The 13,851-nt window shown below is 69.8% G+C and carries 15 protein-coding genes and 1 tRNA gene; 6 read left to right on the top strand and 10 right to left on the bottom strand.

Going from position 1 to position 13,851, the window contains the following annotated elements:
- Positions 1-193: 193 nt before the first annotated feature.
- Positions 194-367, top strand: coding sequence for a helix-turn-helix transcriptional regulator (locus tag ACIO6U_RS28160; RefSeq protein WP_401723494.1), 174 nt, complete (start codon positions 194-196; stop codon positions 365-367).
- Between the two features lie 69 nt (positions 368-436).
- The gene (locus tag ACIO6U_RS28155) at positions 437-1,801 is read left to right on the top strand and encodes a tyrosine-type recombinase/integrase (protein WP_401723336.1); all 1,365 of its coding nucleotides are present in this window, start codon (positions 437-439) and stop codon (positions 1,799-1,801) included.
- Between the two features lie 17 nt (positions 1,802-1,818).
- Here ACIO6U_RS28155 and ACIO6U_RS28150 read toward each other — a convergent pair whose 3' ends face one another.
- Both ACIO6U_RS28150 and ACIO6U_RS28145 read right to left on the bottom strand, forming a co-directional pair.
- Positions 1,819-2,007 carry a hypothetical protein gene (locus ACIO6U_RS28150; RefSeq protein WP_401723333.1) on the bottom strand — a complete coding sequence of 63 codons (189 nt, stop codon included), beginning with the start codon at positions 2,005-2,007 and terminating at the stop codon, positions 1,819-1,821.
- A 204-nt stretch (positions 2,008-2,211) separates the two neighbouring features.
- Positions 2,212-2,293: transfer RNA gene (locus ACIO6U_RS28145), tRNA-Tyr, on the bottom strand.
- Between the two features lie 248 nt (positions 2,294-2,541).
- Here ACIO6U_RS28145 and ACIO6U_RS28140 point away from each other — a divergent pair.
- The 4 genes from ACIO6U_RS28140 (at position 2,542) to ACIO6U_RS28125 (ending at position 5,735) form a co-directional block, all read left to right on the top strand.
- Positions 2,542-3,030 carry a YajQ family cyclic di-GMP-binding protein gene (locus ACIO6U_RS28140; protein WP_188284013.1) on the top strand — a complete coding sequence of 163 codons (489 nt, stop codon included), beginning with the start codon at positions 2,542-2,544 and terminating at the stop codon, positions 3,028-3,030.
- A 174-nt stretch (positions 3,031-3,204) separates the two neighbouring features.
- On the top strand, positions 3,205-3,519 hold the full coding sequence (locus ACIO6U_RS28135) for a hypothetical protein (RefSeq protein ID WP_401723330.1): 315 nt from the start codon (positions 3,205-3,207) through the stop codon (positions 3,517-3,519).
- Positions 3,516-4,250, top strand: a complete 735-nt coding sequence (locus ACIO6U_RS28130; protein ID WP_401723327.1) for a hypothetical protein — start codon at positions 3,516-3,518, stop codon at positions 4,248-4,250. Before ACIO6U_RS28135 ends, ACIO6U_RS28130 begins: the two co-directional genes overlap by 4 nt.
- Positions 4,251-4,253: 3 nt before the next feature.
- The gene (locus tag ACIO6U_RS28125) at positions 4,254-5,735 is read left to right on the top strand and encodes a WXG100 family type VII secretion target (protein WP_401723325.1); all 1,482 of its coding nucleotides are present in this window, start codon (positions 4,254-4,256) and stop codon (positions 5,733-5,735) included.
- Positions 5,736-5,854: 119 nt separating this feature from the next.
- Here ACIO6U_RS28125 and ACIO6U_RS28120 read toward each other — a convergent pair whose 3' ends face one another.
- The 8 genes from ACIO6U_RS28120 to ACIO6U_RS28085 form a co-directional block, all read right to left on the bottom strand.
- Complete coding sequence (locus tag ACIO6U_RS28120) at positions 5,855-6,574, bottom strand: hypothetical protein (protein ID WP_401723322.1); 720 nt, start codon at positions 6,572-6,574, stop codon at positions 5,855-5,857.
- A gap of 182 nt (positions 6,575-6,756) precedes the next feature.
- The gene (locus tag ACIO6U_RS28115; protein ID WP_355340313.1) at positions 6,757-7,422 is read right to left on the bottom strand and encodes a hemerythrin domain-containing protein; all 666 of its coding nucleotides are present in this window, start codon (positions 7,420-7,422) and stop codon (positions 6,757-6,759) included.
- Positions 7,423-7,556: 134 nt separating this feature from the next.
- The gene (locus ACIO6U_RS28110) at positions 7,557-8,012 is read right to left on the bottom strand and encodes a peroxiredoxin (protein ID WP_355340316.1); all 456 of its coding nucleotides are present in this window, start codon (positions 8,010-8,012) and stop codon (positions 7,557-7,559) included.
- Positions 8,013-8,179: 167 nt separating this feature from the next.
- Positions 8,180-9,085, bottom strand: a complete 906-nt coding sequence (locus tag ACIO6U_RS28105) for a MarR family transcriptional regulator (protein WP_355340319.1) — start codon at positions 9,083-9,085, stop codon at positions 8,180-8,182.
- Positions 9,086-9,246: 161 nt separating this feature from the next.
- The gene (locus ACIO6U_RS28100; RefSeq protein WP_391163459.1) at positions 9,247-9,639 is read right to left on the bottom strand and encodes a YccF domain-containing protein; all 393 of its coding nucleotides are present in this window, start codon (positions 9,637-9,639) and stop codon (positions 9,247-9,249) included.
- Positions 9,636-10,493 carry a zinc metalloprotease HtpX gene (htpX, locus tag ACIO6U_RS28095; RefSeq protein ID WP_188284004.1) on the bottom strand — a complete coding sequence of 286 codons (858 nt, stop codon included), beginning with the start codon at positions 10,491-10,493 and terminating at the stop codon, positions 9,636-9,638. The genes ACIO6U_RS28100 and htpX overlap by 4 nt, the downstream gene beginning before the upstream one ends.
- Positions 10,494-10,689: 196 nt before the next feature.
- Positions 10,690-12,282, bottom strand: a complete 1,593-nt coding sequence (locus ACIO6U_RS28090; protein ID WP_401723317.1) for an NADH-quinone oxidoreductase subunit N — start codon at positions 12,280-12,282, stop codon at positions 10,690-10,692.
- Positions 12,282-13,847, bottom strand: coding sequence for an NADH-quinone oxidoreductase subunit M (locus ACIO6U_RS28085; RefSeq protein ID WP_355340330.1), 1,566 nt, complete (start codon positions 13,845-13,847; stop codon positions 12,282-12,284). Before ACIO6U_RS28085 ends, ACIO6U_RS28090 begins: the two co-directional genes overlap by 1 nt.
- Between the last annotated feature and the right edge of the window lie 4 nt (positions 13,848-13,851).

Genomic DNA, 13,851 nt, shown 5'->3' with positions numbered 1-13,851 from the left:
ACCGCCGGGTGTAGCGGACCAATCCGCTACACCCAAAAAATCCGCTACATCGACCATGCTCCTGACCTGCGATGTAGCGGATGTAGCGGATGTAGCGGACTTCCAGGGGGAGGGGGGTGCCCCCTCCCCCTGCGGCAAGTGCACGTTTCGCCCTTCCGCCGGAGGAGTCACCGTGTCACCGCGTCAACCGAAGATGCTCAAGCTTCCGGAAGTCCTCGAAGAAATCGACATGTCGCGCGCCGCCTTCTACCGCATGCGGGCGAAGGGGAAAGCGCCCCGGCTCGTGAAGCTCCCGAATGGTCACCTCCGGGTCCGCCGCTCGGACCTGGATGCGTGGTGGGACGGCCTCGACACCCCCGCGTACTGACCCCAACCCGAGGGGGCTCGCCGCAGCACATCGCGGCGGGCCCCTTTTCATGCCCCGGAAAGGGAACCTGTGGCTTACACCTTTAACGTCCGGATCTGGGCTGTACGTCAACGCAAGGATCGCGGCCAGTCCACAGCCGAACTTCGCTGGAAGGTCGGCGGCACCCCGCATTCGCAGAGCTTCCGCACCAAGACGCTTGCCGACGGCCGTCGCGCGGAATTGCTCACCGCGGTAAGGAACGGCGAGCAGTTTGACGAGGCCAGCGGTGTGCCGGTCTCGGAGTTGCGACGGCGCAACGACGTGAGTTGGTACCAGCACGCACGCGATTACATCGAGATGAAGTGGCCCGCGGCACCGGCCAAGACCCGCACGACGCTGGCCGAGGCCATGGCCAGTGCCACCCCGGCTCTCGTGACGACTCACCGCGGCATGCCGGAGCCCCGGGAACTGCGCCGGGCCCTGTACTGCTGGGCTTTCAACATGAACCGCTGGCGGGAGGACACGCCAACGGATGCTCAACGCGTCCTCACCTGGGTGGAAGGCCACACGATGCCCGTCAGTTCGCTGGACGATCCCTTGTTGCTGCGGAAGGTGCTGAACGGCTTCACGCTCCGGCTCGACGGACAGCCCGCGGCAGCCTCGGTGGTCCGTAGGAAGCGCGCCATCTTCCACAACTCGCTGGGCTTCGCCGTGGAGGCCCGGCGGCTTGTCGTCAATCCACTCCCCCAGGTGCAATGGGTGCTGCCCACGCCAAATGAGGAGATCGATCCTGGGAGTGTGGTCAATCCCCGGCAAGCCCGCCTGCTCCTCAAGGCGGTGAGTGAGCAGGGCGACCGCGGAAAGCACCTGGAGGCGTTCTTCGCGGTCCTCTACCACGCGGCTCTGCGGCCAGGCGAAGCTGTGTGGCTGCGCCGGACCAACTGCGAATTGCCGCTCAAAGGCTGGGGAACTCTCCACCTGGATGGTTCCCGGCCGCGCGTCGGCAGCTCCTGGACGGATTCCGGGACGGCGCACGACGAACGCGGCCTGAAGTGGAGGCCGCAGAAAGACGTGCGGCACGTCCCGATTCCGCCGGTCCTGGTGACCACGCTCAGGCGCCATCTGGACACGTACGGCACCACCGCCGACGGCCGGTTGTTCCAGACCGCACGCGGGGGCATCGTCCAGGAAAGCGGGTACGGCGAGGTGTGGGCGCGGGCCCGGAAGCAGTCGTTCACGCCGGACCAACTGGCGTCGCCTCTCGGTGCCCGCCCGTATGACTTGCGCCACGCGTGCGTGTCGCTGTGGCTGAACTCCGGCGTCGACCCTGTCGAGGTCGCACGCCGGGCCGGCCACTCGGTCGCCGTGCTGCTCAAGGTCTACGCCAAGTGCCTGGACGGAGCCACCAGCATGGCGAACGACCGGATCGACGCCGCCCTGAAGCGCTGGCGGTAACTGATCAGGTGGGACGGCTACCGCTTCAACGCCCGGTAGCGCTTCATGAGTGCGGTGATCTTGCCGGGGTCGGCCCCGCCGTTGAGTTCTGCCGTGAGGTCGTCCGGGCACAGCTCATAGAGGTCGCCCCACCAGCGTCGCCCCTTGTTGTCCCAGATGCGGTATCCACCCGGGACACCCCGCGCCACATACCGCCTCTTGCTCATGCAATGCCCCCCGTCAGGTCTCACCATTCCGACACAGCAGTGTGCGGTCCGCCCGCCCCACGCATGCCCCACACCCGCCGGTCAGCACGCGATCCAAGGTGAGACAGAGTGGCACTTAAGCCACTTTTCGATCATTCGAACGTCGAGAACGACTGAGGGGCCTGTGTCCAGCGAAGATGCTGGTCACAGGCCCCTCAGGCAGCGTGGCGGCACGTGGATTCGAACCACGGTAGGCATAGCCGACGGATTTACAGTCCGTTCCCATTGGCCACTCGGGCATACCGCCATGGGATGAAGCCGCGGATCCGCTGGGTGCGGGGTGCCGTGGCGACGACGTAAACGATACCCGATCCGGAGGGGTGGTTCGCCACCGGATTGATCACCGCCTCCGCCTTGTGTCCGCGCGCACCGGACACCGCTCCTTCCCCGCGGAGATCCACACGACAGGCCCTAGTCTTTGGGGATGGTGGTCCGGGGATCGGGCCGCGGATGTGATGGAAGACAGACAAGCGATACCCAAGGAGCCCACTGAAGATGGCCGACTCCAGTTTCGACATCGTCTCGAAGGTCGAGCGGCAGGAGGTCGACAACGCCCTCAACCAGGCCGCCAAGGAGATCTCGCAGCGGTACGACTTCAAGAACGTCGGGGCCTCGATCGCCTGGTCGGGCGAGAAGATCCTGATGGAGGCGAACTCCGAGGAGCGCGTCAAGGCGATCCTGGACGTCTTCGAGACCAAGCTGGTCAAGCGGGGAATCTCGCTGAAGGCGCTGGACGCGGGCGAGCCGCAGCTCTCCGGCAAGGAGTACAAGATCTTCGCCTCGATCGAGGAAGGCATCTCCCAGGAGAACGCCAAGAAGGTCGCGAAGATCATCAGGGACGAGGGTCCCAAGGGCGTCAAGGCCCAGGTCCAGGGCGAGGAGCTGCGCGTCAGCTCCAAGAGCCGCGACGACCTCCAGTCCGTCCAGGCCCTGCTCAAGGGCAAGGACCTCGACTTCGCCCTCCAGTTCGTCAACTACCGCTGATTCCACGCCGGGAGGCCGCGGCCCGCGTCGCGGCCCTCCCGCCGGTTCCCCTGCGGACGCCGCATCCCCGTGGCCGCCCCCATCCCCGTGGACGCCGAATCCCTGTGGCGCCCGCGCCCCCGGCGATAGGCTGCCTGGCCAAGACAGGCAACGGGGAACGGGGAAGTACCAGGCATGTCCGCCAAAGGAGATCTGACGATAAGTCTGATCGGGCTCAGTGACCTGGCGACGGCGCTGAGATCGGTCAAGACGCGGATGGACGACACCGGGCAGGTCGATCGCGTCCTCGGCAACGGGGAGTTGGGCTCGTCCAGGGCGCATGACGCGCTCGACGGTTTCATGCACGGCTGGAAGGACGGCCGTAAGGAGATCGACAGCGGTCTGGAGAGCGTCGCGAAGATGGCGCAGGCCGTCGTGGACGAGCTCACCAAGACCGACCAGGAGCTGAAGGACGCGCTGGCCAAGCACGAGGGCGGCGGTCAGCCGTGACCGTGTCCTCTTCCGCCCCCTCCGGCACGTCGCCGGTGCGCGGGGTGAACATCCTGGTGCCCAGCTCCTGGTACGAGTTCGACATCCATCCGGCCACGCGGGACGCGTCGATACGTGAGGTCGTACGCGAACGGGTTCAGGAACGGCCGGAGTTGGCCGACTCCAGGACGGCGCTCATCCGCACGCTGACCCGTACGGCGGACGAGGCGTGGCAGACCGGGGTGCTGTACTTCGGCGCCCTGGCCGACCTGAGCGACGAGGCACCGCTGACGGCGAGCGTCACGATCGCGGTCCTGGAAGCCGACGACCGGGCGGACGGCACGGCGGACGGCGATCGGCCCGGCGGCGGGGCAGGCGGGGCAGGCGGGACGGGCGGCAATCTGGCGGCGCTGGTGGCGGCGCTCAAGCCGGTCGCCGCGGGCCGCAGGCCGACCGACCCGTGGCGCCGGATCAAGCTGGTGGAGCTGCCGGACGCGGGTTCCGCCGCGCGCAGCGAGGGGATCGACGACATCGAGCTGCCGGACGACGACCGTACGGTCCGGATGGTGCTGATGCAGACCTTCGTACCGTTCCCCGGCGGCGACCCTCGGGTCGCGGTGATCAGCGGGGCGACCTCCCAACTCGCCCTCGCCGAGCCGATGCTGGAGCTGTTCGACGGCATCACCGAGACCTTCCGCTTCGTGTACGCCGACGACGACCCCTCCGCCGGGTCCGCCGAGAGGGTGAGCTGAGCCGTGACCCGACCCACCGACTGGCACAATCTCGACCTCGACAGCGACCCGACTCCCGGTGACGTCTACGAGATCAGGGCCGAGGGCAGGCGCTTCCAGACCTTCGCCGAGGACGTGGCGACCGTGCACTCGCTGCTCAGCAGCGCGGCCAAGGACCAGGCGCTCGCCGAGTGGAACGGCAAGGCCGCCGAGGCGTTCCGCGGTCAAATAGGCAAGCTGCCCGGACAGTTGGGCAAGCTCCACGACTCCTACGGCGCGGCCGGCGACGCCTTGGTGACCTTCGCCGACTCGGTGGAGACCGAACAGTCCACCGCTGACGGCGCGTTGTCCCAGGCGCGCCTGTTGCGCAACGATCTGGCCGCGAAGCAGACCGAGTTGGCCCGCGCGCAGGTCGACGCGACCACGGCGGGCGACGCCAAGGCGAAGCTCGACGGCTCCAAGGGGTCAGCCGGAAGCGCCGGCGGGAACGTACCGCCGCCCGACCCGGACAAGGTCCGCCAGGCGGTCCGCAACGCCCAGCAGGCCGACGCCCACAAGGACCAGGTCGCGGGCCAGGTCTCCGGGATTCAGCAGCAGTTGGCCGAGCTGCGCAAGAAGGCGCAGGACGCCGGGACCAACCACGGCACGGCGGTGGACGTCCTCAAGAAGGACCTCGACCACGCCTCCGACGTCGGCATCCACAACAAGAAGTGGTACCAGAAGCTCGGGGACTTCCTGGTCAAGGCGTGGAGCGTCATCCTCCCGATCCTCAAGGTGATCGTCGCCATCGGCGGCATCCTGCTGCTGTTCATCGGCGGCCCGCTGGCCTGGATCGTGCTGGCCGCGGCCTTGCTGGTCTTCGCCGACACCTTGGTGAAATTCATTCAGGGCAAGGCGGGTTGGGGCGATCTGCTGTTCGCCGCGCTGGACTGCATCCCGGTGATGGGCAAGGTCAGCATGCTGGTCAAGGCGGGTGAGATCGGCAAGCTGAAGTGGGCGGTGAAGATCCTCCAGGCCGAGCGGAAGTACCAGAACGTCATCAAGGTGTGGAAGTACGGGGAAGACCTCAGCGGATTCCGCAAGGTCGCCTTCGGCTTCGCCAAGGGCCTGGGCAAGGACACCCTCAAGGACGCCATGAACGGCGGCTGGACGAACGTCAAGAAGAACTTCCTGGCCAACGTCGCGGGCAACACCATCGGCGCCGGGCTCTCCCCGCTGGTCGACAAGGGCTTCGCCAAGATCCCCCGGCTCTACTACAGCGGCCCGATCTCCGCGATGTCGGGCGCCGAACGCCGGGCGCTGGGCCACCTGTCGATGGACATGAACGGCCTGACGCAGCGCGGAAAGACGCTCATCGGCGCCACGAAGGGGCTGGTGACGTCGGTGACGAAGGAGACCGTCAAGAGCACGGTCTTCGGCAAGGACTTCACCATCGAGAACATCGGCTTCGGCACGCTCACCGGCTTCGGCAACTCGGGCGGCGGCTACCGCACCGGCCGGCACTGAGCGGGACGTTCACCCGAGCGGGCCGGGTCCGGTTCACCGCCAGGAGCCGGACAGACCGGGGGCCGGACGGACCGGGGGCCGGACAGACCAGAGGCAGGACAGACCGGGGCCCGCGACCGCTACGAGCCGCGTCGTACGGCCACGTCGTACCGCGGGTCGCCGAAACCGGCGGCCCGCGCCCGGCGCAGCGCCTCATCGCCGATGTCCCGGATCGCCGGGCCGCCGCCGCGGGCCTCATCGGTCCGCTCGGCGGCTCCGGCGGCCCCGCCCTGCCTGACCAGGCTCACCCCGCGCGGCCCCGGCAGCGCGAGCACTCCCCCGATCCTGGGGTCGCCCGCGAACCAGACCTCGCGCTTGGCGTTCTCTCCGAGCACCCGCCGCCAGCGGCGGACGTCGGGGAAGCGGACCCGGATGCTCACGTCCTTGTCCGGGTTGTCGGGCACGGGCAGCCGGAAGAACGGCACGCCGTTATCGGCCACTTGGGCGACGCCGTCCAGGCGCTGCCAGGGGTAGACCTGAAGGACCCGCCAGTACCGCTTGTAGCGCGGCTGTATCAGGGCCCACCAGCCGAGGCCGAGCATCGAGGCCGTCATGAGGACGTACGCGAGCCAGGTGACGTCGATGTCGAGGAAGACGTCGAGGAAGGCGAAGACCAGGGCCCAGCCGGGGATGCCCGCGGCGCTGACGATCAGCAGCGCCCGCAGCCGCCCGCGGGACCGCGCGCACCACTCGCGCGTCGCCGGTTCCGCGACCGCGCCCTCGTACGTCACGCCGTCGTACGTCCCGCTCTCGTACGTCACGTCGTCGCGCGGCGCACCCTCGTAGGCCCCAGCAGGCACGGGAATTCCCCCTCGGGTGTGGGTGCGGCCATCGGGTCCGGCCGTCGGCGTTCGACCCTAGCAGTGCGGGTCTCCGGCGGCGCGGGCTCGAGTGCGGGCGCAAGCGAGGGCCGAACCGCGGGCTGGACCGAGGGGCTCAAGCGACGGGCCGGGCCGAGGGGCTGAACCGACGGCGCGGTACGTCACGGCTTGCCGTAATCGGCCGCCCACGGGTTGAGTTCAGCGTACTGCTGCTTCCAGGCCGTGCGGTACTGGGCGGCCAGCGGCGGGGGGAAGATCGCCAGGACTTCGGCGACGCGCTCGGGGGTGGCGCCGTCGAGCAGCCACGGGATGTAGCGCGGCGCGAGGCCGAGGCCGATCTGATTGCGCTGGCTGTCGGCGAACAAGGCCCAGTCGGCCGGGGACAGTTCGCGCTCGATGAGCGGCAGCGCGTCGCTCTCCTCGTGGCTGAGGTGGGCGTTCAGTTCGGTGGCGAAGGCGTCGGCGGCGTCGCCGAGGGCGGTGTGGCCGCCCTGTTCGTCGGCGAGCGCCGCGTCGATCGCGGCGATCAGCGGGTCGATCCGGTCGTGTTCCGCCTCCATCGCCTCAAGGAGTTCGAGGTCGTCGGGGCGGTCGGCGAACTGACCGCGCAGCTTCGGCCACAGGACGTCGTCCTCGGCCGTGTGATGGATGGTCAGGAATCGCTTGAACAGATCCCACCCGAAGTGGGTGGCGGTGAGCCGGGACGGGTCGTCGCCCGTGACGGCGGCGGACTTGGCGATGATCGCCACGTCGCGCCGCAGTCCGTCGTGGAAGGCGTACATCATCGTCAGATCGACGGTCTCGCCCGGCTGGTGCGGAGTGGTCATCAACGTGTCTCCCTGGAACTAGGTGAACCAGTGGATCAGGAGGAATCGCCACACCGAGGCTATAGTCAGCCTGCCGAATCGTCAATCCGCATATCTATCCGGGAGTTGAACCATTTCCGGGCCGAACCGAGCGGCTACTGAAGCTCCTTGACCACCTTCAGCGCGTCCCCGATGTGCCCGCCGATGTTCATCATCGAGGAGAACGCGTGCCGGACGACGCCCTCGCGGTCGATGACGAAGGTGACGCGGCCGGGCACGACGCCCAGGCTCGTGGCGCCGTACTGCTTGCGGACGGCCTTGTCGGTGTCGGCGAGCAGGATGAAGGGCAGTTCGTGGCGGCCGGCGAACTTCTCGTGCGTCTCGACCGAGTCGGAGCTGACGCCGATCACCTCGGCGCCCGCGTCGGTGAAGCTCTCGTAGCTGTCACGGAAGCTGCACGCCTCGGTGGTGCAGCCGCTGGTGTTGTCCTTCGGGTAGAAGTACAGCACCACGACCTTTTCGCCCAGCACATCGCTGAGCGTGACGGGCTTGCCCGTCTGGTCGGGAAGGGTGAAGTCCGGTGCCTTGGCGCCGACGTGAAGAATGGCCATGACGTCTCCTCGGTGGGATGCGGTCGGGAATGCGGTCGGGGATGCGGACCGGGTATGCGGGTCGGGTATGCGGGTCGGGTATGCGGGTCGGGGGACACGGTCCGCGAGGGGCGTCGGGGGCGGAAACGGTACGGCGGTACGGGCGGCCCGCGCGCGACAGCCGGTGGTCAGACGTCCGCGCGCAGCATCTTCGTGAGCAGCGCCTTCAACTCCGCCCGGCCGTCGGTGCCGAGCCTCGTGCCCATGTCGGTCTCGGCGGCCTCGACGGCCCGCCGGGCGGTGGCCAGCGCGTCGCGCCCCGCGTCGGTCAGCCGCAGCGCGTACCGCCGCCGGTCGCGCGGGTCGCGCTCGCGCACCACCCGGCCCGCGCTCTCCAGGTCGTCGACGATCTGGAGGATCGCCTGCTCGCTGATGCCGAGCCGCCGGGCGAGCCGCTGCTGCGAACTCGCCTCGTCGGCCAGGACGGTGAGCGCGCCGAAATGCCGCGCCTGGAGGCCGACGTCGGTCAGCGCGTCCTCGATCCGGCGCCGTACGAAATGGTGGGCCTGGGCGATCAGCGGGCTCGTACGCCGTACACCGCGCTCGGGCGGGGTACGGGCCAGCAGGGTGCTCAGCAGCGCGTCGAGGCGGACGCGTTCCGCGGCGGTCAGGGCCGCGGTGAGGTGGTCGTCGCCCGCGGCCATCGCGGGTTCCATGGCCTTGACGGCGCTGCGGCCGTCGTCGGTGAGGGCGAGGACGTACGAGCGGCGGTCGCCGGGGTTGCGGGCGCGGGTGACCTGGCCCGCCTGCTCCAGCCGGTCGATCAGCTTGACCATGGTGGTGCGGTTGATGCCGAGCCGCTCGCCGAGATCCTGCTGGGAGTACGTGACGGGGGCGTCGAGCGCGTCGAGTATCTGGAAGTCGCGCGCGCCTGAGGCGCCTTGGCCCGCCGCGACGCCGAACTCCGGGGCGAGGTGATCGGCGACCCGGTTGGCACGGATGTGTGCGCGGCGCAGAAGATGCGCCGCGTAGACGGCGAGGGCGGGCGGCAGTTCGGCGTCCGCCGTCTCGACACTGAGCGCGTAGTCGTCCACCCGGCACCTCCGCAGGTGAGGGTAGCAGGGACGGCCACCTGACCGGCCGTCAGGTACGGCGTACGGCCGGAAGGCGCTCGGCCCGAAGGCACTCGGCCCGAAGGCACTCGGCCCGAGGGGCGGCCCGAAGGCGCTCGGCGCGGCGGACGGCCAGAAGGCGCTCAGCGCGAGGCGAACGGCCGGTCGGTCGGCACGATCTCCTTGCCCAGGGGCATGAGCGACAGCGGGATCAGCTTGAAGTTGGCGATGCCGAACGGGATGCCGATGATCGTGACGCAGAGCAGCACGCCGGTGACGATGTGACCGAGGGCCAGCCACCAGCCCGCGAGGATCACCCACAGCACATTGCCGACGAAGGAGCCCGTGCCCGCGTCCCGGCGCTCGACCGCGGTGTAGCCGAACGGCCAGAGCGCGTAGACGCCGATGCGGAAGGCGGCGATGCCGAACGGGATGCCGATGATCGTGACGCAGAGGATTGCCCCTGCCAGGACGTAGCCGAGGAACATCCACACACCGCAGAGGATGAGCCAGATGACGTTCAGGATGGTCTTCACCGGTGGCCTGCCATGTCTTCGAGGCGGGAGATGCGTTCTGCCATCGGGGGATGGGTCGAGAAGAGCTTGGAGACGTCGCCCGCGCGGAATGGACTGGCGATCATCATATGGCTGGCGGTCTCCAGGCGCGGTTCGGGCGCGAGGGGCCGCTGCTGTGTGCCCGTTTCGAGCTTGCGCAGCGCGGAGGCCAGGGCCAGCGGGTCGCCGGTCAGGCGCGCGCCCGAGGCATCGGCCTCGTACTCCCGCGAGCGGGAGACGGCCAACTGGATGACCGAGGCGGCCAGCGGGCCGAGGATCATCAGCAGCAGCATGCCGAGGATGCCGGGGCCCTCGTCGTCGTCGGAGCGGCCGATCGGGATCAGCCACGCGAAGTTGACCAGGAACATCACCACGGAGGCGAGCGCGCCCGCGATCGAGGAGATGAGGATGTCGCGGTTGTAGACGTGGCTCAGCTCGTGGCCGAGGACGCCGCGCAGCTCGCGCTCGTCGAGGATGGCCAGGATGCCCTGGGTGCAGCAGACCGCCGCGTTGCGCGGATTGCGGCCGGTCGCGAAGGCGTTCGGCGCCTCGGTGGGCGAGATGTACAGCCGGGGCATGGGCTCGCGGGCGGTGGTCGAGAGCTCGCGCACGATCCGGTACAGCTCGGGCGCCTCGAATTCGCTGACGGGGCGGGCGCGCATCGCGCGTAGAGCCAGCTTGTCGCTGTTCCAGTACGCGTACGCGTTCGTCCCCACCGCGATGACCAGGGCCACGATGAGTCCGGTCCGGCCGAAGAAGCTGCCGATGACCAGGATGAGGGCCGACAGACCGCCGAGGAGTACGGCGGTCTTCAACCCGTTGTGCCGGCGGTGCACGGTGCGCCCTCCAAAGTGTGCGTCGGGGGGAACCTCTCCCCCTAGGAGAACCTCCTGCCCACAACAACGCCACCCGAGCGCCGCTAGTTCCCTTATGCGCACGCAGCGCTACCGGCGCGGGGCGTACGGATACGGCCCCCGGCCGGTCGGGGCCGGGGACGGACGTGCTGGTCAGAGGGCCGGAGGGAGGGCCCGGTCAGAACAGCGAGCCCTGCGCGTACCGCAGGACGAGCTGCGGCGCGCCGGACAGTGCGACCCCGGCCAGCGCGGTCAGCGTGATGGCGGCGACGAGGCCGACGGGCGTACGGGTGACGGGTACGGCCGCGAGCGCGCCGCCGGTCGTGACGCCGCTCGCTCCGCCGGTCGTGACCGCGCTCGGGGATTGCTCGGGAGCGCCCTCGGGGCGGGTGAAGAGCAGCGCCGTCCAGCGCAGGTAGTACACGAGCGCGATGACGACGTTGACGGCCATGATCACCGCGAGCCAGCCGTGCTGGGTGCCGACGGCGGAGGAGAAGACGGCGACCTTGGCGAACAGGCCGATGACGCCCGGCGGCAGTCCGGCCAGGCACAGCAGGAAGAAGCCGAGCGCGAGGGCGGCCAGCGGGCGGGTCGCGTACAGGCCCCGGTAGTCGCTGAGCCGGCCCTGCGGGGCGGTGCGCGAGACGAGGGCGGCCACGGCGAAGGCGCCGAGGTTCACCACCGCGTACATCAGGGCGTACGCGACGGTGGTGCCGATCTCGTGCGCCGGGTCGGCGGCGGAGGACGCGGCGGCCAGCGGCACCAGCAGATAACCCGCCTGACCGATGGACGACCAGGCCAGCAGGCGTACGGCGCCGCGCGGCACGCCGGGCCGCTGCCGGAGCGCGCCGACGTTGCCGACGGTCATGGTGAGCGCGGCCAGTACGCCGAAGGCCGGGCCCCACACGTCGTGGTAGGGCTTGAAGGCGATGACCGACACCAGGATCAGGCCGGAGAAACCGGCGGCCTTGCCGACCACCGATAGATACGCGGCGACCGGCAGCGGCGCGCCCGCGTAGGTGTCGGGCACCCAGAAGTGAAAGGGGGCCGCGGCGAGTTTGAAGGCGAACCCCACCAGAGTGAGGGCCGCGCCGACCTTCGCCACGGTGACGAGTTGCGCGGGCGCGTGCGTGAGGCCGTCGGCGACGGCGGCCAGGTGCATGGTGCCGGTGGCCGCGTAGACGAAGCTGATGCCGAGCAGTGAGACGGCGGTCGCGGTCACCGAGGACAGGAAGAACTTGAGCGCGGCCTCGCTGGACAGCTTGTCGCCGCGCCGCAGGCCGACCAGCGCGAAGGCGGGCAGGGTGGCGACCTCGAGGGCGACGATCAGGGTCGCCAGGTCGCGGGAGGCGGGCAGCAGCGCGGCGCCGGAGGCGGAGGCGAGCAGCAGGAACCAGTACTCGCCCGCCGGGAGGTCGTCCTGGGTGTTGACCGACAGCAGGGCCGTGAGCAGCGCGCCGCCGAGCACCAGGGCCTGGATGACCAGGGTGAAGTGGTCGGCCGCGTACGAGCACCCGCCGCCGCCCGCGGGGAGGTCGGCGGCGGTGCCGGGGTGCACGACCGTCACGCAGAAGGTGGCGTGGCGGCCCGCACGCAGCGGGATCAGGGCCAGTGCGGCCAGGACGAGCCCCGCGACGGTGGTCCAGGCCAGCAGTTCCTTGCGGGCCTTGGGCAGGAAGAGGTCGGCGACCAGGACGACGAGGGCGAGGACCGCCGGGATGGCGGCGGGGGCGAGCGCCGTCCAGTCGACGGACTGCACGAGGGACGGCATCAGTTGCCTCCGAGGAGGGTGTGCACGGCCGGATCGGTGAGGCCGAGCAGGACGGCGGGCCACAGTCCGGCCAGGACGGTGAGCGCGGCGAGCGGCGTCCAGGCGGCGAATTCGTACGCCTGGACGTCGGCGAGCGCGGGCTGCGCGTCGACGGTCTCGCGGTCGCCCATGCAGACCCGGCGGACCACGACCAGCAGGTAGGCGGCGGTGAGCAGGGTGCCGAAGGCGGCGACGGCGGTGAAGGTCAGATACGCGGGGCGGCTGAGGCCCGCGGCGGGTTTGAAGGCGCCGAACATCGACAGCATCTCGCCCCAGAATCCGGCCAGGCCCGGCAGTCCGAGGGAGGCGACGGCGGCGAAGGCGACCAGGCCGCCCAGCCGCGGCGCCTTGCCGTAGAGCGCGGCTCCCGTGGCGCCGGCGAGGGTGTCGAGGTCGCTGGAGCCGTATCGGTCCTTCAGGGCGCCGACCAGGAAGAACAGCAGGCCGGTGATGAGGCCGTGGGCGATGTTGGCGAAGAGCGCGCCGTTGACGCCGGTGGGGGTCAGGGAGGCGATGCCGAGCAGGACGAAGCCCATGTGGCCGACGGAGGAGTACGCGATCAGCCGTTTGAGGTCGCCGCCGTTGCCCCGGCGGGCCAGCGCGAGGCAGGCGAGCGAGCCGTAGACGATGCCGACGACGGCGAAGGCGGCCAGGTAGGGCGCGAAGGTGTGGATGCCGTCGGGGGCCATCGGCAGGACGATCCGGACCAGGCCGTAGGTGCCCATCTTCAGCAGCACGCCCGCGAGCAGCACCGATCCGACGGTGGGGGCGGCGGTGTGGGCGTCGGGCAGCCAGCTGTGCAGCGGCCACATCGGGGCCTTCACGGCCAGACCGAGGCCGATCGCGAGGACCGCGATCAGTTGCGTGGAGTGACTGAGTGATGACCCGTTGTCAGTGGCGAGTGCCACCATGTCGAATGTGCCCGCCTTCACGCCGATGAGGAGCAGGCCGAGCAGCATGATCACGGAGCCGAGGAGGGTGTAGACGATGAAGCGCAGTGCGGATCGCTCGCGGTCCCCGCCGCCCCAGCGGGCGATGAGGAAGTACATCGGGATGAGGACCGTCTCGAAGGCGAGGAAGAACAGCATCAGGTCGAGCACGGCGAAGGTCGCCAGCGTGCCCGCTTCCAGGAGCAGCAGCAGGGCGACGAACGCCTTGGGGCCGGGGCCCGCGGGCATTTTGAAGTAGCTGTAGAGCGCGCAGAGGAAGGTCAGCAGCGCGGTCAGGACGAGGAGGGGGAGCGAGATGCCGTCGACGCCGAGGTGGAGATGGATCTTGAGCGCGGGGATCCAGTTGAGGTCGGTGGTGGCCTGGGTCCTGGCGGGGTGGTCGTGGTCGAAGCCGGCCGCGAGGACGATCGCCAGGACGAGTACGGCGCCGGTGACGGTGACGCCGTGCCGCAGGACGGCCTGGCCGGGGTCACGGCCCTTCAGGCCGGGCGGCGGCGGGAGCAGGGCGCCGACCGCGCCGAGCAGCGGCAGCACGAGGAGTGCCGCGAGGACGTACTGGAGGGCGGTGTCGTTCACTTCG

It is taken from the genome of Streptomyces sp. NPDC087422 (assembly GCF_044744145.1).
Lineage (GTDB): Bacteria > Actinomycetota > Actinomycetes > Streptomycetales > Streptomycetaceae > Actinacidiphila.
Note: the sequence above shows the minus strand (reverse complement) of the source record. Positions and strands in the feature narration are given on the sequence as shown.